The organism is Mycetocola sp. CAN_C7 (genome assembly GCF_015752285.1).
Taxonomy (GTDB): domain Bacteria; phylum Actinomycetota; class Actinomycetes; order Actinomycetales; family Microbacteriaceae; genus Mycetocola_A.
In genome coordinates this window covers 454491-472153 of record NZ_JADOUY010000001.1, presented here as the reverse complement: position 1 = coordinate 472153, position 17663 = coordinate 454491, and the positions used below count along the sequence as shown (strand labels likewise).

The window sequence follows — 17663 nt, the reverse complement described above, 5'->3', positions numbered from 1 at the left end:
GTCATGACGGACCCCACCGTGAACGACAAGAGCCGTGAATCGCTCGTCACCCTGATCGGGAACCTTCCCGGTCTGGTGACCAACCTGATCCAGGCCGAGATCGAGCAGCTCAAAACCAAGGCGAAGCACCTCGGCAGTTATGCGGGCAAGGGCGCGATCTTCATGGTCATCGCCCTGATCTTCCTGTTCTTCGCCATCGGCACGCTCGTCGCCGTCGGCATCCTGGCTCTCGCACTCGTGCTTCCTGCCTGGCTGGCGGCACTGATCGTGTTCGTAGCGTTCCTGCTCATCGCGGTCGTGCTCGCACTCATCGGACTCAGCTTCTTCAAGAAGATGAGTGACGATGCAGGTCCGGTCGAGAGCGTCAAGAAGGATCTCCGAGCCGTGAAGGGGGTGGGCGAGTATGAGCGTTACTAGCTCGACCGAGCAGGCACGAGCCGAACTCGCATCCACGCTCAACGCGATCGAAGACAAGCTCAACGTTCCCCGCAAGGTGAACCGTGCGATCGCGCGCGGCAAGGTCACCGTTGCCAGGCTGCAGCGCGACAACCCCGCTGCTCTGGCCGCAGGCATCGCAGCGGTAGCTGTCACAGCCGGCGCAGCCGCGTGGGCGATCACCCGGGCTCTCGTCCGGCGCTAGGTCCGGTTCCCGCACGTCTGGCAGGAGATCGCGCAGTTGTCAGGATGCTCTCGGCATCTGTGTCCTGACACTCGTGCGATCTCCTGATTGTGCGTGCGGGAAGGCATCCGCCGGTCCGGTCGCTACTCGGATGGCTCTAAATTCAGGAACGAACTCTACATTCAGGAGTTCTGTTCCGACCCGCCGTACGAGAGCGCTCCCACCACGGCGTGTCGCCAGAATCTCCTGAATTTGGAGGGATTGAAGCCAGCGCCCGTGGTCTGCTTTCCACCGGGTTTCGACACAACGCGGCAAGCGTGCCGCGTCGATCGACCTGCTTCGCTGCGAATGCTCCGTGTCCTCGGCACAGCAATTTGGGTAGTTCAGGAGAAAGAGTGATGATGTTAGGTATGACACACCCGGCCTCTGCCGAGGCACCCTCCCCTTCCACACCCGAACCTGAAGAGAACCCGATCGGCTTCGCACTCTGGGCCGTTCTGCGCCGGGACCCCGAACATCGGGCGCCACTGAGCGACCACGCCGTCTTCGAACTCGACGGCGCCGTTGCCCGCATCCAGGCCGACGGCGTCACTGTGCGCGGCTTCTACGACGTGTCGGGACTCCGAGCGGATGCCGACCTCATGGTCTGGCTGCACGGTGAGACCGCGGAAGGCCTGCAGCGTGCCCTGCGCGTACTGCGCCGCACGAGCATCCTGCGTTCGCTGCTTCCGACCTGGAACGCGATGGGCGTCCACCGCGAGGCCGAGTTCAACAAGCGTCACGTCCCCGGTTTTCTCCGGGGTATCGACCCGAAGGGCTGGCTCACGGTCTACCCCTTCGTGCGCAGCTACGAGTGGTACCTGTTGCCAGACGCGGAACGCAGCACGATGCTCGCCGACCACGGCCGCAAGGGTGCAGCCTTCCGTGGTGCCATCGCGAACACCGTCTCGGCGTTCGCCCTCGGCGACTACGAATGGATCCTCCCGATCGAGTCTGACGACCTTCTCGAACTGGTCGACCTCATGCGTGACCTCCGCGCGACGGATGCCCGCATGCACGTGCGCGAAGAAGTCCCGTTCTACACCGGCCGACGCATCGCGACGACCGAGATCCCGGAGGTCCTGCAGTGAGTGAACTCGTCCTCGGCGCATCGGATGCCGCGGCATCCGGCGAACCGCATATCACCGAACCGGTCGCATACGACGCCATCCTCCTCGCCGGTTTCGGCGGGCCTGAGGGCCAGGACGACGTCATCCCGTTCCTTCGCAACGTCACCCGAGGCCGCGGCATCCCCGAGGAGCGCCTCGAAGAGGTCGCGCACCACTACCGCCACTTCGGCGGCGTGAGCCCGATCAACGACCAGAACCGCCAGCTCAAGGCCGCTCTCGAAGCCGAACTCGCCTCACGCGGCATCGACCTTCCCGTGTTGTGGGGCAACCGCAACTGGGATCCGTACCTGCGCGACGCGCTGGTCGAGGCCAATGAGCGCGGCTTCACCAAACTCATCGCCATCGCCACGAGCGCGTATTCGTCATACTCCAGCTGCCGCCAGTACCGCGAGGACTTCGCGATCGCTCTCGACGAGACGAGCCTGTTCGGGCACATCTCGATCGACAAGGTCCGCCAGTTCTTCGATCACCCCGGGTTCGTCACCCCGTTCATCGACGGCGTGCGCGACGGCCTCGAGAAGGTGCAGCGTGACAACCCGGGCATCGACCTCTTCTCCGAGGTCGAGATCCTGTTCTCGACGCACTCGATCCCATCGACGGATGCCGCGAAGTCCGGTCCGGCGGAACGCGGCTTCGGTGAGGGTGGCGCGTACGCTGCCCAGCACAACGCCGTCGCCGAGGTCGTCGTCGAATCCGTCACGCGTGAGCTCGCGCTCGAGGGTGAACTCGCCTGGCAGCTCGTCTACCAGTCCAGGTCGGGCCCGCCGAGCATGCCCTGGCTCGAGCCCGACATCAACGACGTGATCGCCGGGCAGCCGGCACGTGGCATCCGCGCCGTCGTCATCGTTCCGCTCGGATTCGTCAGCGACCACATGGAAGTGCTCTGGGACCTCGACAACGAGGCCACCGAGTCGGCCGAGGAGAACAAGGTGTACTCGGTGCGGGTTCCGACGCCTGGGACGCACACGGCCTATGTCTCCGGACTCATCGATCTCGTGTTGGAACGCCGCGACGGCACCCCGGTCGAGGAGAGACCCGCCATGACCGATCTCGGACCCTGGTACGACGTCTGTCGACCCGGATGCTGTGAGAACGTCCGTCTCGGTTTCAAGCCGGCCCTCTCCGGACTCCAGCCATGACACTCCGCGTCGGAACCCGGGGCAGCGCACTCGCGATGGCCCAGTCGGGTGACGTCGCGCGTGCGATCACGGAAGCGACGGGCGAGCCCACCGAACTCATCCCGGTCACCACCCACGGAGATGTGTCACGCGAGTCGCTGTCGAGCCTGGGCGGGACCGGCGTGTTCGCCTCAGCCCTGCGCGAGTTCCTCCTGCGCGCGGAGTGTGACCTCGTCGTGCACTCGATGAAGGACCTCCCGACCGTCGCGTATGCCGGCCTCCGAATCGGAGCGGTACCCGAGCGTGCCGATGCCAGGGACGTGCTCTGCGCCCGGGATTCGCTGGCCCTCGCCGACCTCCCCGATGGGGCACGCGTCGGAACCGGCTCCCCGCGACGGGCAGCCCAACTCGCTTCGCGCCGTCCCGACCTGCAGGTCATGGACATCCGCGGCAACGTCGAGACGCGGCTCGGTTTCGTGGCGTCTGGCGAACTCGACGCCGTCGTTCTCGCTGCTGCCGGCCTGTCCCGCCTCGGGCGGCTCGACGCGGTCACCGAGTTCTTCGACCTCGAGTCCTGGCCGACCGCTCCCGCTCAGGGGGCGCTCGCCATCGAGGTACGCACCGCCATCTTCGACGACCGCGACGGACACGCTGTGCTGTTCGCTGCTCTCGACGCGCTCGAGCATCCGGCCACGCGGGCGACGGCCACGGCCGAACGTGCCGTCCTCAATCGCCTCGAGGCCGGATGCGCCGCCCCGATCGGCGCGCACGCAGAGACGACAGCAGGCGGAATCCGCCTCACCGCCGCTGTGTATGCACCAGACGGTTCCGGTACGCTGGCTCTCACCCGAGAGGCCGATTTCGCGACCTCAGCCGGACACGAGATCATAGGGACGGCAGAGAACGTCGGCAGTGCCCTGGCCGACGACCTCCTGGCCCAGGGCGCGGCAACGCTCGCGCCGCTCCGGCAGAGCTGAAGGCAAACAATGATGTCCATACCCGCGTCCCCCAAACCGCTGAAAGGCTGGCGCATTCTTGTGCCCCGCGGCGGTCCGTGGGGCGACAGCGTCGCCGCCGATCTGCGCGCGCGGGGGGCGACACCCGTCGTGGCACCGATGATCAACTTCGCGCCGACGGAAGACCCTGAGCGGCTCACATCGGCGCTCGTCGCGCTCGCCGACGGCGCGTTCGACTGGCTCACGGTGACGAGTGCCACCACGGTCGACGTGATGTATTCGCAGGGTGTCAGGATTCCGGAGCGCACGCGCGTGGCGGCCGTCGGCGAGACGACGGCGGCTGCTCTGCAGGCGGTCGGCTACCGGGTCGACCTCGTTCCGGTGAAGGACAACTCTGCGAGGGGGATGCTCACCGAGCTCACCACTCTGGAACCGACCCCGAAGCGCTTCCTCACCCTTCGCTCGGAGATCGCCAAACCGCTCCTCACCGAGGGTCTCATCGCCGCGGGCCACGACGTGGAATCCGTCGTCGCCTACCGGACCATCGGCGAGCCGGTGTCCGACAAAGTCATCGCCGACGTGCGGTCAGGCCGCATCAACGGCATCCTCGTCACCAGCGGCAGCGTCGCCCAGCAGGTCGTCGACCAGTTCGGCGAGCTTCCGAACTCCACGCTCGTGGCCGCAATCGGACCCCGAACGGCAAAGGACGCGGCGAAGTACGGGCTCAGCGTCCACGTCGTCTCGCGGCACCAGACCGTCGCGGCTCTGCTCGACTCGATGGTCGCACTCGTCGAGGCCGGCGAAGCACCGCGCGCGGCAGAAGCCGCCCAGCACTGACCACGCCCGGCCACTCGGCTGCGTTTCAGTGCGCGTAGGCTGAACAGGTGAATGTACCTGTGATCCGTCCCCGCAGACTCCGCCAGACTCCCGCAATGCGCCGCCTCGTTTCCGAAACCCGGGTGCATCCGTCCGAACTCATCCTCCCCCTCTTCGTTCGCGAAGGTGTGACCCAGCCGGTACCGATCTCGTCGATGCCCGGTGTCGACCAGCACTCCATCGATTCGCTGAAGCGGGCAGCGACGGATGCAGCAGAAGCAGGTGTCGGTGGCGTCATGCTGTTCGGAGTGCCGAGCATCCGTGATGCGACCGGAACGCAGGCCACCGACCCCGATGGCATCCTCAATCGGGCGACGGCGGCCCTCGTTGCCGAGGTCGGCGACGCACTCGTCGTTCAGACGGACCTCTGCCTCGACGAATTCACCGACCACGGCCACTGTGGCGTCCTCGACGAGGTCGGCCGGGTCGACAACGACGCCACCATCGAGCGTTACGTCGACATGGCACTCGTCCAGGCCGATGCCGGATCGAGCATATTGGGCCTGAGCGGAATGATGGACGGGCAGGTCGACGCCGTTCGGACGGCGCTCGACGAGGCCGGTCACATCGACACCGCGATCCTCGCCTACTCGGCCAAATACGCCTCGGCCTTCTACGGCCCGTTCCGTGAGGCCGTCGACTCGCAGCTCTCCGGCGACAGACGGACGTACCAGCTCGATCCAGGCAACCGGCGCGAGGGAATGCGCGAAGCGACGCTCGATATGTCGGAGGGTGCTGACATCGTTATGGTCAAGCCAGCTGGCAGCTATCTCGACGTGCTCGCTGACGTTGCCGCCATGAGTGACATTCCGGTGTGGGCATACCAGGTCTCCGGTGAGTACGCGATGATCGAGGCCGCCGCAGCGAACGGCTGGATCGACCGCCGCCGCGCCATCGAGGAGTCGGTCGTCGGCATCCGTCGTGCCGGTGCGGACGCCGTCCTGACGTACTGGGCGACCGAACTTGCAGGGTGGCTCCGATGAGAAACGACGACCTCTTCGACCGCGCCAAACTCTCCATCCCCGGAGGGGTCAACTCTCCGGTGCGGGCGTTCGGGTCGGTCGGCGGCACGCCCCGGTTCCTCGCGCGGGCGTCCGGCGCCACAGTGACGGATGCCGACGGTCGGGACTACCTCGACCTCGTCGGTTCCTGGGGGCCGGCAATCCTCGGCCACGCCCACCCGGACGTGGTCCGGGCCGTGCAGGAGGCCGCATCGCGAGGCCTGTCATTCGGAGCGTCGACCCCGGCAGAGACGGAGCTTGCGGAACTCGTCAAGGAGCGGGTCTCCGCGGTCGGAGTCTCGCCGATCGAGAAGATCCGCCTGGTTTCGACGGGCACGGAGGCCACGATGACGGCCATCCGGCTCGCGCGCGGGTTCACCGGCCGGGATCTGCTCGTGAAGTTCGCCGGGCATTACCACGGACACTCAGACGGACTCCTGGCTGAGGCCGGCTCAGGGCTCGCGACGCTCGCCATGCCCGGCTCGGCCGGAGTCACGGCGGCCACAGCCGGCCAGACCCTCGTTCTTCCGTACAACGATCTCGATGCTCTCCGCACGGTTTTCGCCGAACGCGGCGACCAGATCGCCGCAGTGATCACCGAGGCGGCCGCAGCCAACATGGGTGTGCTCCCTCCAGACCCCGGGTTCAACGCCGCGCTGGTCGAACTCGCTCACGAGAACGGTGCCCTCGTCATTCTGGACGAGGTCCTCACCGGCTTCCGGGTCAGTGCATCGGGCTACTGGGGCCTGTCGCTCGCCGACGGACCCGTCTACCGGCCCGACCTGTTCACGTTCGGCAAAGTCATCGGCGGAGGTATGCCGTTGGCTGCATTGGGTGGTCGTGCGGAAGTCATGGACTATCTCGCCCCGAGCGGGCCGGTCTACCAGGCCGGAACGCTCTCGGGGAACCCGGTGGCTGTCGCTGCCGGGATCGCCACACTCGAGCGAGCCACACCAGCTGTCTACGCTCGCCTCGATGAGGCCGCAGCGACGCTGTCATCGGCGGTCTCCGATGCGCTCGAGCGCGAGGGGGTCGCCCACGTCGTGCAGCGTGCCGGCAACCTGTTCAGCTTTGTCTTCGCCGCCAGGCACCCCCGGAATTACGCCGATGTCCAGGCCCAGGAGAGCTGGAGGTACGCCCCGTTCTTCCACGCGATGCTCGACGGCGGGGTCTCGCTGCCCCCGAGTGTGTTCGAGGCGTGGTTCGTGTCGGCCGCCCACGACGACGATGTACTGCGGCGCATCATCGACGTGCTCCCCGCTGCGGCGCAGGCCGCGGCATCCGCGGTGAAACCAGGTTGAGCGGGACCCAGTGGCATCGCACAAGCTGGGTGTTACCTCTTTGTGAGGTTTCGCCACGGGTATTCGACCCGGTCACCGGCAGACTAGAGAGATGGCTCGACTTCTCCTGCATTCCGACCGTCTCGAAGTGATTCTGTCGACCGCGGAGAAGACCCTGGCGCTGCGTCGGGAGAACATCAGCATCCCGCGATCCTCGATCCGGTCCGCGACGCTCACTGACGATCCGTGGATCTGGGTGCGGGGCATCCGCGCACCGGGCACAGCGGTTCCGCTGACGCTCGCTGTTGGCCAGTGGAAGTTCCACGGAGGCAAGGACTTCCTCGTGCTCAAGGGCACGCGCCCGTCGGTTGTGATCGATATCGCCGATGAGGAATATTCGCGCGTCATCATCACGACGAAGCACGGGATGGAACTCGTCTCGAAGCTGCAACTCGACATCAAGCCGGTGACGAAGTCACCGCGGACGCGCAAGACGAGCCCGCAGGTGACTCCCAAACCGAAGCGGGCAGCCAAGCCGAAGACGGCACCAGACGAGTCGCAGACGGATGCTGCGCCACTCACCGACGGCGCCGCCGTGATCGCGCCGGCCACGGCCGCTGCAGCGGCGAAGGCGCGTGCGCCGAAACGACCTGCCGCAGCCAAGGCGCCGAAGTCACCCAAGTCAGCCCACGCCCCGACGAGCCCGTCTCAAGCCACGACGGTCCTTCCGGGCGATCCGTCGAGCGGGCTTGCGACCAAACCCGCGAACGAGTCTCCCGACCAGATCTGACGCGACACGCGACCACGGTGCCGCCGATCAGGCGTGGACGTCGACGACCGTCCGGCCGCGCACGTTCCCGGCCAGGATGCTCGTGGCGCGATCCAGCGCCCCCTCGAGCGGGATGGTCTCGCTCATGCCGTCGAGGAGTGAGGGGTCGAGGTCGCTGGCGAGGCGCTGCCAGGCCTCCTCCCGACGTTCGCGAGGGGCCGTCACCGAGTTGATGCCGGCGAGGCTGACGCCGCGGAGGATGAACGGAAGCACGGTCCCGTCGAAATCCGGACCCTGGGCGAGGCCGCACGCCGTGGCGATGCCGCCATCGGCGAGTTGGGCGATGGCGTTCACGAGAGTGGTGCTTCCCACAGCGTCGACCACGGCAGCGTAGCGCTGGGACTGCATCGGCTTGCCGGGTTCGGAGAGGCCGAGGCGGTCAATCACTTCGGCGGCGCCGAGGGTGCGCAAATAAGAACCCTGACTGTCTGCCCGTCCCGTCGATGCCACGACCTCGAAGCCGAGGTGGGAGAGGAGGGCGACGGCGACGGATCCGACGCCGCCTGCTGCGCCGGTGACGAGAACCAACCCGTCTGCCGGGGCGACGCCGTGGCGCTCGACGGCGAGCACCGAGAGCATCGCGGTGAACCCGGCTGTTCCGATGGCGGCGGCGCGTGACACATCGATCGATGGAGGAACGCGCACGAGAGACGACCCGTCGACGCGGGCGCGTTGCGCCAGTCCACCGTGCCTGGTCTCGCCGAGGCCTGCCCCGTTGAGCACGACGCGGTCTCCGGGCGACCACCGGCTCGAGCTGGACGACTCCACGGTGCCGACGAGGTCGATCCCGGGAATCAGGGGCCAGGTGCGGACGACTCCTGGCCGGCCGAGGAGGGCGAGGCCGTCCTTGTAGTTGATGCTCGAGTACTCCACCGAGATGACGGTGTCTCCGGGCATGAGGTCGTCGTCGGTGAGGTCGCGCAGGCTGGCTGTCTGCGTGGTCGTGCCTGTGGCATCCGTCTGCTTGTCGACCCACCAGGCCGCGAACGTCGTCGTCATACGACCAGCCTAGGCCGACGGTCGAGGGAGAATGGGGGGATGCCACGGTCCGCGTCCCTCAACCGGCCGCTGGCGCTGCTCGTCGCCGGCACCTTTTTCATGGAGACGCTCGACGGAACGATCATCCAGACCGCGGCACCGGCGATGGCCGCCGATTTCGGTGTGCGGGCGGTCGACATCAACGTGGCGATGACCGCTTACCTGCTGACCCTCGCCATCGGTGTTCCGGTGAGCGGCTGGCTGGCCGACCGCTTCGGGACGAAGCGGATCTTCTGTATCGCGATCGCCATCTTCACGATCGCGTCTGCGTTGTGCGCGATCAGTACCACCCTGCCGATGTTGTACATCATGCGTGTGCTGCAGGGGATCGGGGGCGCGATGATGGTCCCGGTCGGGCGGCTCGCCGTGTTGCGGTCGATCGAGAAACGCGACCTGTTGGACGCTATGGCGTACCTCACCTGGCCGGCGCTGCTCGCCCCCGTGCTCGCTCCGGTGATCGGAGGAGTGCTTGCCGACACGGTCGGCTGGCAGTGGATCTTCCTGATCAATATCCCGCTCGGCGTTGTCGCGTTCCTCGCGGCGCTGAAGCACATCCCGGCCATCGACGAGCGGAGCACAGAACGCCTCGACTGGTGGGGCTTCATTCTCGTCGGCGTCGCCCTCGCCGCGCTGGTGCTCGGCATGGAGTTCGTCGGAGCCGGCCCGACCGACTGGCTGCTCGTCACCCTCCTCCTGGTCGCCGCCATCGGGGTCGGCGTGCTGGCGGTCCGGCGGATGCTGCGCACGCGGCATCCGCTTCTCGACCTGTCTGCGCTGCGATTGCTCACCTTCCGCGTCGGAAACGTGGGCGGGGGCGTCTATCGGCTGCTGATCGGCGCTGCACCGTTTCTGTTCGTGCTGCTGTTCCAGTCGGGTTTCGGTTGGAGCGCGTCGCAGGCCGGCATCGTCGTCATGGCCGTTTTTCTCGGCAACATTCTCATCAAACCGGCGACGAGCCCGCTCATCCGTCACTTCGGCTTTCGGCGGGTGATTCTCTGGAGCAACCTCTGCGGTGCTCTCGTCTTCGCCGGGTGCGTGTTCCTCACCCCGGAGACGCCGATCATCGTCACTGCCCTTCTGCTTTTCGCCAGCGGTGTATTCCGCTCGATCGGTTTCAGCGGCTACAACTCGGTGCAGTTCGCCGACGTGCCCCCGGAGCTCACCTCGCGTGCCAACACCCTGGCCTCGACGCTGCAGCAGGTTGCGGTCGGCCTGGGCATCGCCGCCGCAGCGCTCATCGTGCGCGCGACGACCCTCGCGGCAACGGCGGTCGATCCGGCGCAGCCGGAACTCGGTTATCGGTGGGCGTTCGCCGTGGTCGCTGTGCTGCTGCTGTTCCCGGCGGTCGAGGCGGCTCGGATGCCGGTGCAGGCAGGCGCCGAGGTCGCCGCCCGCCGTGGATAGGGTGGGCTGCATGAAACGCATCGACTATTACGGCCGTTCCTTCACCGTCTCGGACGCCTACGCCGAGGCCCTCGTCGCCCATGTGAACCACCTGGTCGAGACCGGACAGCCGCAGGGGCAGTTCTTTCCGATGCGGTGCTACACCACCGACCCCTCGACCCTCGTCGAGGTCACCGCCCAGTTCGTCGCGGGTGTTCCGTTGCTGGTCTACCCGGCGGATGCCGCCTTCGACGGCATCGCCGAGCCGGCCGACGACCCCGAAACGATCGCGCGGCTGACGGCGTTCCCCGCGTAGCTCGACACGATCGCGCTGAGGCATACCGAGGTCGCCTGCAGCGCAAGGCCCTTGCCGCCGACGAGCCGACACGCCTAGCGTCGAAGAACCCGCAACAAAGGAGAACACCAGATGAGTGACATCGAGAACGGCTCGCCCAAGAACGCCCTCCCCGACGGCCTCGCCGCGACCCCCGAGGTCGTCGACGCCCAGTTCGTCGAGCAGGGGTACAGCGAAGACATCGTCTCCTCGCCCGAGATGCGCGGCCAGGAGTACGGCGGAGACGATCCGCTGCTCAAGGAGCACTACAACGCAGACGACGCCGATCCCGACGCCGCAGACCAGATCGTCAACGACCAGATCGACGGTCGCACCGACGGCTGATCAGCCCGTGATGGCCGCGTGCGTCTTGCAGAGGGGCGCCGCGGTCGCATGCGCGTCGCAGAGGACCAGCTGGGTGCGGCAGGAGGAATTCGCGCAGTTCTGCATGAGTTTCGACGGTGTGCCGCAGATCGCGCAGCTGCCGATGACCGCGGCGTGGTCGGAGAATTCCATCGACATGCGATTGTCGAAGACGTAGAGCGAGCCCTCCCACAGCCCGTCGTCGCCGAAGGTTTCGCCGTAGCGAACGACCCCGCCGTCGAGCTGGTAGACCTCGCCGAATCCGCGGCTTTTCATGAGCCCGGAGAGCACCTCACAGCGGATGCCTCCGGTGCAGTACGTGACCACCGGCTTGTCCTTGAGATGATCGTACTTTCCGCTCTCGAGCTCGGCGACGAACTCGCGCGTGTTCGACACCTCAGGAACAACGGCATTTTTGAAGCGGCCGATCTCGGCCTCGAACGCGTTGCGTCCGTCGAAGAAGACGACGTCGTCACCCCGCTCGGCGACGAGGTCGTGGAGTTCGGCCGGCTGCAGCTTGTCGCCGCCACCGACGACGCCGTTCGCGTCGACCACGAGCTCGCCCGGTGCGCCGAACGAGACGATCTCATCGCGTACCTTGACGACGAGCCGGGGAAAGTCGAGGCTCGCCCCGTTCTCGTCGACGCCTGTGCCCTCTGACCATTTGACGTCGAGGTTCTTGAACGCCGGATACTCCCGCGTCTTGCGCAGGTACTTCTTCACGGCGTTCAGTTCACCGCCGACCGTTCCGTTGATCCCGTCCTTCGAGATCAGGATGCGACCGCGCAGGTTGAGCGACTCGGCGAGGTCACGCTGCCAGAGCCTCACAGCATCCGGGTCGGCGAGTGGCGTGAAGACGTAATAGAGGAGGATCTTCGAAATGGCCACCCGGCGATTTTACCCGGGTTCGCTGCGAGCCGGCCCCGCACGTTCGACAGGCGGATTGGGCGCGCGGTCACACTCGACAGGCGCAAACGACCCCCTCGGCGGTGCCGCACCTGTCGAGCCTGCGGTCGGCGCTGGCCGCCCACCCGGCATCCGTCGTACGCTCGACAGCAACCGACCGATCGGAGCACCATGTCAGCCGTCATCGTCGATGCCGTCCGTACACCGTCCGGAAAGGGCAAGCCGGGCGGCGGGTTGAGCAGCATCCACCCCGTCGACCTGCTTGCGCAGACGCTGCAGCACCTCGTCGCCCGCGCCGGGATCGACCCCGCGCTGATCGACGACGTCATCGCTGGCTGCGTGACCCAGGCTGGTCGGCAGTCGTCGAACATCGCCCGTAACGCCGTGCTCGCCGCCGGATTCCCCGAGAGCGTGCCTGGCACCACCGTCGACCGGCAGTGCGGGTCGAGCCAGCAGGCCGCGCAATTCGCCGCGCAGTCCATCCTCGCCGGAACGAGTGACATCGTCATCGCCTGCGGCGTCGAGCAGATGAGTCGCCAACCCATCGGCTACGCCAGGCTCGGTGAGGATGCATCCGGCCCTCTCCTGCGCCACAGGTACCCGGACGGACTCGTTCACCAGGGCATCTCCGCTGAGCTCATCGCCGCCCGCTGGAACATCGACCGCGCCGAACTCGACGCCTTCGCTGCCCGGTCCCACGCGCGGGCGGTCTCCGCTCTCGACCGCGGACTGTTCGTGCCCGAGGTCGTCGCGGTCACCGGAACTGATGCCGACGGGCACGTCTCGCTTTTCGGCGTCGACGAGACGGTGAGGCGGGGCACCACTGCTGATGCGCTCGCGGCGCTGCCAGCGGCATTCCGTACCGACGAGTATGCGGAGCGTTTTCCCGAGATCGGCTGGAACATCACCGCTGGGAACTCGTCTCCACTCACCGACGGTGCCTCCGCTGCCCTGATCATGAGTGAGGGGAAAGCCGCCGAGCTCGGTCTCATCCCGCTGGCGCGCTTCGTCGGTTTCGCGCAGGTGGGCAGCGACCCGATCGAGATGCTCACCGGGGTGATCCCGGCAACCAGGAGGCTGCTCGAACGAACGGGTGTCGATATCGATGACATCGATGTCTTCGAGGTCAACGAGGCATTCGCCTCTGTGCCCCTGGCCTGGCAGCGTGAGTTCGACGTCGACGAGGCCCGACTGAACCCCTGGGGCGGCGCGATCGCCCTCGGTCATCCGCTCGGCGCATCCGGGACCCGGATTCTCGCCACCCTCGTGAATTCTCTGCAGACCGGCGGAGGACGCTACGGGCTGCAGACGATGTGTGAGGGCGGCGGTATGGCCAACGCGACCCTCATCGAACGGATCTGAGCCGACGCTCGAGTTGTAGACACGACACAAGGGTGTCGCAGGGACGCCGCGTCGCGATCGCCGCCGCCGACAACCGGGGTGGAGCGCTCACCGGCAGCCCCCTAGGCTCACACCACACCCGCTCTGCACCGAGAGGATCCAGCAATGAAGCTTGACGGAGCATCCGCCCTCATCACCGGGGGCGCCTCAGGGCTCGGCAATGCCACAGCCACCCGCCTGGCCGCAGCAGGCGTCTCGGTGGTGATCGTCGACCTTCCGTCCTCGGCCGGCGCGGATGCCGCGACCCGGCTGGGCGCGAACGCCCGCTTCGTAGCCGCAGACGTGTCGAACGACGGCGAGGTCCAGGCGGCCGTCGACGCGGCGGTCGCGCTCGGCCCGCTCCGGATCGTTGTGAACTGCGCCGGCGTCGCCACCCCAGGCAAGGTCCTCGGTCGCGAGGGAACCCTGGCGCTCGCCGACTTCACCCGGGTGATCCAGGTCAACCTGATCGGCACCTTCAACGTCGTGCGGCTCGCCGCCGCAGCCATGGCGGCATCCGAACCTGATCCCGAGGGAGAGCGCGGGGTCATCGTGAACACCGCGTCCGTCGCCGCGTTCGACGGGCAGATCGGGCAGCCGGCGTATGCGGCGTCGAAGGGCGGGGTCCACGCCATGACCCTGCCGCTGGCCCGCGAATTCGCGCGCTACGGCATCCGGGTCACCACGATCGCCCCCGGCATCATGGAGACCCCGATGCTGAAGGGCCTGCCCCAGGCGGCGCAGGACTCGCTCGGCGAGCAGGTGCCGTATCCCTCGCGCCTTGGTCGTCCCGACGAGTACGCGGCGCTCGTGCAGCACATCGCCGAGAACAGCTACCTCAACGGCGAGACGATCCGGCTCGACGGTGCCATCCGGATGGCACCGAAGTGACAGCAGCGCAGACAACACCCGAACCGAAAGGCCGCGTATGAGCGACAGCATCCTTCTCACCGTCGATGACGGACTCGCCCGCATCACCCTCAACCGGCCGCACAGGCTCAACGCGATCAACGCGGATGCCGCCAGGGCCTGGCGCGACATCGCCGCCGAAGTCGCCGGTCGCGACGACGTCGGGGCTGTGCTCTTCGACGCCGAGGGACCCGCCTTCTGCGCCGGGGGTGACGTCGCCGAGATGTCGTCGATGGATGGAGGGGAGGGGTCGATCAGCGGTTTCGCCGACATCATCCACGAGGGCCATCAGACGCTTGGGGCCATGCCGAAGCCGATCGTCGCCGCGGTGAACGGTGCCGTCGCCGGCGGCGGCCTCGGCTTCATGCTCGTCGCCGACTACATCGTCGCCGCTGAGTCGGCGAGATTCGTCTCCAAGTACGCCGACATCGGGCTCACCCCGGACTGCGGCGTCTCCACTCTGTTGCCCGAGGCGATCGGCATGCGCCGGGCGCTGCAGCTCACCCTGACCAGTACCTCGCTGACCGCCGCAGAGGCACTCGACTGGGGCCTCGTCACCGAGGTCGTCGCCGACGGCGGGACGGATGCCCGCGCTCGCGCGATCGCTGCCGGCTGGCTGTCGGGCGCGACCGCCGCCTTCGGCCAGGCGAAACGGCTCCTCCGTGCCGGCGTCGGTCGCGACTACGGTACGGCTCTCGACGACGAGGCCCGCACGATCGGCGCGGCCTTCGAGACGCCGGACGCCCAGGCGCGGATCGGCGCATTCCTCGCCCGCTCCGCCCGCAGGTAGCATCCGCGTCCCCACCGCCCCCTGCCCGACCCGCGACTCGCGCGAGGGCCTCCGTTTCGGACGAAAGCACCCGGCACACCCGATGCCATCGACCACATCGGATGCCCTCGGCAACAGCACCATCAACCTCGACCGAAAGTGACCCCATGACCCTCGCCGGAAAGACACTCCTGATGTCGGGCGGAAGCCGCGGCATCGGCCTCGCCATCGCCCTGCGCGCGGCGCGCGACGGCGCCAACATCGCGATGCTCGCCAAGACCGACACGCCTGACCCGCGGCTCGATGGCACGATTCACACGGCAGCGGATGCCATCCGTCGGGCGGGCGGGCAGGCGCTCGCCGTCGTCGGCGACGTGCGCGACGACACTTCCATCGCGGATGCCGTCGCGCAGACGGTCGCCACCTTCGGTGGCATCGACATCGTCGTCAACAACGCGAGCGTGATCAGCCTGGCCCGCACCCTCGAGCTCGAGCCGAAGCGCTTCGACCTCATGCAGGACGTCAACATGCGTGGCACCTTCATGCTCTCGCGCGCAGCCATCCCACACCTCAAGGAGGCGGACAACGCGCACATCCTTTCACTGAGCCCTCCGATCAACCTCGACCCGAAGTGGCTCGGCGCGCACACCGGATACACGCTCGCCAAGTACGGCATGTCGATGGCGACCCTCGGTATGGCCGCCGAGTTCGCCCGCGACGGGATCGCCGCGAACACGCTCTGGCCACGCACGACGATCAAGACCGCTGCGGTCGGCAACATCCTCGGCGGCGAGGCGCTGCTCGCAAAAAGTCGCACCCCCGAGATCTATGCGGACGCCGCCTACGAGGTTCTGACGAGGCCTGCACGTGCGTACACCGGCCAGTCCCTCATCGTCGAAGACGTGCTGATCGCCGCCGGGGTGACCGACTTCGCGCAGTACTCGCCCGGGGTCGACGAGAAGGACCTGTTCCCCGACATCTTCCTGTAGCGAGGTATCCGCGCCGTTTCGTCAACGGATGAACAGATGTCCTGATGAGACGTCCATACCCGATACGCTTCGGGCCATGGGCAGACGCGTGGCAGATCCGATTCCCGAGACCAGACCACTTATCGTCCGGATGCTCCTCGTGATTCTCGGGGTCACGATGCTGGTGGCCGGCGCGGTCGTCGTACTCACCATGGTCGGCATGATCCTCTTCGGGGGGCTCGATCTCTCCGAACGCGTCGGTAGCACGCTCGCCAGCCAGCTGACGGCGATGTGCGTGACCGGCGTGATCGGCATTCTCCTGGCGAGCGCAGGCTGGGGCATCCTCGGGTCGGGGCTTCGACCGTCGCGCAAGCCGGCCAGTCGCCCGGCGCCGGTCGGCTCGCGGCGAGGGGGCGATGGCGCTGTCGCGTCGGATGCCGGCGGCGGCAGTACACGCGACCGGGACGACGACAGCAGCGGCAACGACGGCAGCGGCAACGACAGCGGCGGCGACGGTGGATACGGGGGCGGTGACGGCGGTGGCGACGGCGGGGGCGGCGGCGGCGGGGACTGATCCCGTCAGCCTCCGGTCGAGATCACCCACTCCGGACGAGCACTCACGCGCTCCGGTCGCACACACCTCGCGCACCAGGTGAGCGCGTCAGGAACAGGTGACGGCGCCGGGCGATAGGCTCGCAACAGACGTGAGGGGAGCAGGTGTGGACGAGCTGCTGACACGCGTGTCCGACAGCGTCGGCCGCATCACGCTGAACCGTCCCGACGCGCTCAACGCGATCACCCACGACATGATCCGCGGCATCCGAGACACGCTCGCAGCCTGGCGTACCGACTCCGAGGTATCGCTCGTTCTCCTCGACGGTGCCGGCGACCGCGGGCTCAGCGCGGGAGGCGACATCCGGGCACTGCACAACAACGCCATCACCGGTCGTAACGACCTCTCGCGACACTTCTGGCACGACGAGTACGAGCTCTGCGCCACGATCGCCGAGTACCCGAAACCATTCGTCTCGATCATGGACGGCATCACCATGGGCGGAGGTGTCGGGGTGTCAGGGCACGCCGGCATCCGCATCGTCACCGAACGCAGCCGCGTGGCCATGCCCGAGACCCGCATCGGCTTCAGCCCGGATGTCGGCGGCACGTCCCTCCTCGCCGGCGCGCCGGGAGAGCTCGGCAGTTACCTCGCCCTCAACGCGGCGACGATGACCGGGGCGGATGCCGTCGCCTGCGGGTTCGCGGACTACTACGTTCCGTCCGAGCGACTCCCGCACCTCTACCAGGCCCTGGGCGAACGCGCAGACCCCGGCTCGCCGGCCGAGGTGGTGCTGCTGTTCGATGAGACCCCGCCTCCGTCCGCCCTCGAAGCACGGAGGGACTGGATCGACCGCTGCTATTCCGCTGGCACCGTCAGCGGAATCCTCGAGCGGCTCGGCGCCGAATCGAATCGCGATGCAGCGCACGCCGCAGATGAACTCACGCGGCTGTCGCCTCTGGCTCTCACGGTCGCACTGGCATCCGTCCGCGCGGCGCGCACCCTGGGATCGCTGCGAGAGGTGCTCGACCAGGAGTACCGCGTGTCGTCCTGGCTCGCCGAACAACCGGATCTGGCCGAAGGCATCCGCGCGCAGGTCATCGACAAAGACCGCAATCCGCGTTGGGCTCCATCGACCCTGGCCGCGGTGCCCCCCGGCGTCGTCGATGCGGCGCTGAATCACCGGCCCCCTCGACACTGACCCGGTATACC

General features: G+C 67.5%; 20 protein-coding genes. 18 read left to right on the top strand and 2 right to left on the bottom strand.

Annotated features, from left to right (window positions below; translation table 11 throughout):
• Positions 1-3 precede the first annotated feature (3 nt).
• The 9 genes from IWX78_RS02200 to IWX78_RS02160 all read left to right on the top strand — a co-directional run bounded on the left by IWX78_RS02200 (position 4) and on the right by IWX78_RS02160 (position 7809).
• The gene (locus IWX78_RS02200; RefSeq protein WP_196831742.1) at positions 4-417 is read left to right on the top strand and encodes a phage holin family protein; all 414 of its coding nucleotides are present in this window, start codon (positions 4-6) and stop codon (positions 415-417) included.
• Positions 404-640, top strand: a complete 237-nt coding sequence (locus tag IWX78_RS02195) for a DUF3618 domain-containing protein (RefSeq protein WP_196831741.1) — start codon at positions 404-406, stop codon at positions 638-640. Before IWX78_RS02200 ends, IWX78_RS02195 begins: the two co-directional genes overlap by 14 nt.
• 389 nt (positions 641-1029) lie before the next feature.
• Positions 1030-1749, top strand: a complete 720-nt coding sequence (gene hemQ / locus IWX78_RS02190; protein WP_196831740.1) for a hydrogen peroxide-dependent heme synthase — start codon at positions 1030-1032, stop codon at positions 1747-1749.
• On the top strand, positions 1746-2927 hold the full coding sequence (locus IWX78_RS02185) for a ferrochelatase (protein WP_196831739.1): 1182 nt from the start codon (positions 1746-1748) through the stop codon (positions 2925-2927). Before hemQ ends, IWX78_RS02185 begins: the two co-directional genes overlap by 4 nt.
• Positions 2924-3883 carry a hydroxymethylbilane synthase gene (gene hemC, locus IWX78_RS02180; protein WP_196831738.1) on the top strand — a complete coding sequence of 320 codons (960 nt, stop codon included), beginning with the start codon at positions 2924-2926 and terminating at the stop codon, positions 3881-3883. Before IWX78_RS02185 ends, hemC begins: the two co-directional genes overlap by 4 nt.
• Before the next feature lie 9 nt (positions 3884-3892).
• Entirely contained in the window at positions 3893-4699 is an 807-nt protein-coding gene (locus IWX78_RS02175) for a uroporphyrinogen-III synthase (protein WP_196831737.1), read from the top strand.
• A 95-nt stretch (positions 4700-4794) separates the two neighbouring features.
• Positions 4795-5721, top strand: a complete 927-nt coding sequence (hemB, locus tag IWX78_RS02170) for a porphobilinogen synthase (protein ID WP_334684504.1) — start codon at positions 4795-4797, stop codon at positions 5719-5721.
• Positions 5718-7040, top strand: a complete 1323-nt coding sequence (hemL, locus tag IWX78_RS02165; RefSeq protein WP_196831735.1) for a glutamate-1-semialdehyde 2,1-aminomutase — start codon at positions 5718-5720, stop codon at positions 7038-7040. Before hemB ends, hemL begins: the two co-directional genes overlap by 4 nt.
• Before the next feature lie 91 nt (positions 7041-7131).
• Positions 7132-7809 carry a hypothetical protein gene (locus tag IWX78_RS02160; protein ID WP_196831734.1) on the top strand — a complete coding sequence of 226 codons (678 nt, stop codon included), beginning with the start codon at positions 7132-7134 and terminating at the stop codon, positions 7807-7809.
• Between the two features lie 27 nt (positions 7810-7836).
• On the opposite strand, the gene IWX78_RS02155 is transcribed toward IWX78_RS02160, so the two are convergent.
• Complete coding sequence (locus tag IWX78_RS02155) at positions 7837-8847, bottom strand: MDR family oxidoreductase (protein ID WP_196831733.1); 1011 nt, start codon at positions 8845-8847, stop codon at positions 7837-7839.
• Positions 8848-8886: 39 nt separating this feature from the next.
• Here IWX78_RS02155 and IWX78_RS02150 point away from each other — a divergent pair, with 39 nt between their 5' ends.
• The 3 genes from IWX78_RS02150 to IWX78_RS02140 all read left to right on the top strand — a co-directional run bounded on the left by IWX78_RS02150 (position 8887) and on the right by IWX78_RS02140 (position 10948).
• Positions 8887-10290 carry an MFS transporter gene (locus tag IWX78_RS02150; protein WP_196831732.1) on the top strand — a complete coding sequence of 468 codons (1404 nt, stop codon included), beginning with the start codon at positions 8887-8889 and terminating at the stop codon, positions 10288-10290.
• Positions 10291-10300: 10 nt separating this feature from the next.
• A complete protein-coding gene (locus IWX78_RS02145) occupies positions 10301-10585 on the top strand; it encodes a hypothetical protein (protein WP_196831731.1) in 285 nt (94 codons plus the stop codon).
• A 111-nt stretch (positions 10586-10696) separates the two neighbouring features.
• Positions 10697-10948 carry a hypothetical protein gene (locus IWX78_RS02140; RefSeq protein ID WP_196831730.1) on the top strand — a complete coding sequence of 84 codons (252 nt, stop codon included), beginning with the start codon at positions 10697-10699 and terminating at the stop codon, positions 10946-10948.
• Here the strand turns inward: IWX78_RS02140 and trhO are convergent, their stop codons facing one another.
• Positions 10949-11854: an oxygen-dependent tRNA uridine(34) hydroxylase TrhO gene (gene trhO, locus IWX78_RS02135; protein WP_196831729.1), complete on the bottom strand. Its 906-nt coding sequence runs from the start codon at positions 11852-11854 to the stop codon at positions 10949-10951. It abuts the gene before it with no gap.
• 189 nt (positions 11855-12043) lie between these two features.
• On the opposite strand from trhO, the gene IWX78_RS02130 reads away from it, so the two are divergent.
• The 6 genes from IWX78_RS02130 to IWX78_RS02105 all read left to right on the top strand — a co-directional run bounded on the left by IWX78_RS02130 (position 12044) and on the right by IWX78_RS02105 (position 17652).
• Positions 12044-13234 carry a thiolase family protein gene (locus tag IWX78_RS02130; RefSeq protein WP_196831728.1) on the top strand — a complete coding sequence of 397 codons (1191 nt, stop codon included), beginning with the start codon at positions 12044-12046 and terminating at the stop codon, positions 13232-13234.
• 144 nt (positions 13235-13378) lie between these two features.
• The gene (locus tag IWX78_RS02125; RefSeq protein WP_196831727.1) at positions 13379-14143 is read left to right on the top strand and encodes an SDR family NAD(P)-dependent oxidoreductase; all 765 of its coding nucleotides are present in this window, start codon (positions 13379-13381) and stop codon (positions 14141-14143) included.
• A gap of 37 nt (positions 14144-14180) precedes the next feature.
• Positions 14181-14951 (top strand): enoyl-CoA hydratase/isomerase family protein, encoded by a 771-nt coding sequence (locus IWX78_RS02120; RefSeq protein WP_196831726.1) that lies wholly within the window; start codon positions 14181-14183, stop codon positions 14949-14951.
• 146 nt (positions 14952-15097) lie between these two features.
• On the top strand, positions 15098-15919 hold the full coding sequence (locus tag IWX78_RS02115) for an SDR family oxidoreductase (RefSeq protein WP_196831725.1): 822 nt from the start codon (positions 15098-15100) through the stop codon (positions 15917-15919).
• A 76-nt stretch (positions 15920-15995) separates the two neighbouring features.
• Positions 15996-16472, top strand: coding sequence for a hypothetical protein (locus tag IWX78_RS02110; protein WP_196831724.1), 477 nt, complete (start codon positions 15996-15998; stop codon positions 16470-16472).
• A 145-nt stretch (positions 16473-16617) separates the two neighbouring features.
• The gene (locus IWX78_RS02105) at positions 16618-17652 is read left to right on the top strand and encodes an enoyl-CoA hydratase/isomerase family protein (RefSeq protein ID WP_334684503.1); all 1035 of its coding nucleotides are present in this window, start codon (positions 16618-16620) and stop codon (positions 17650-17652) included.
• The last annotated feature ends 11 nt before the right edge of the window (positions 17653-17663 follow it).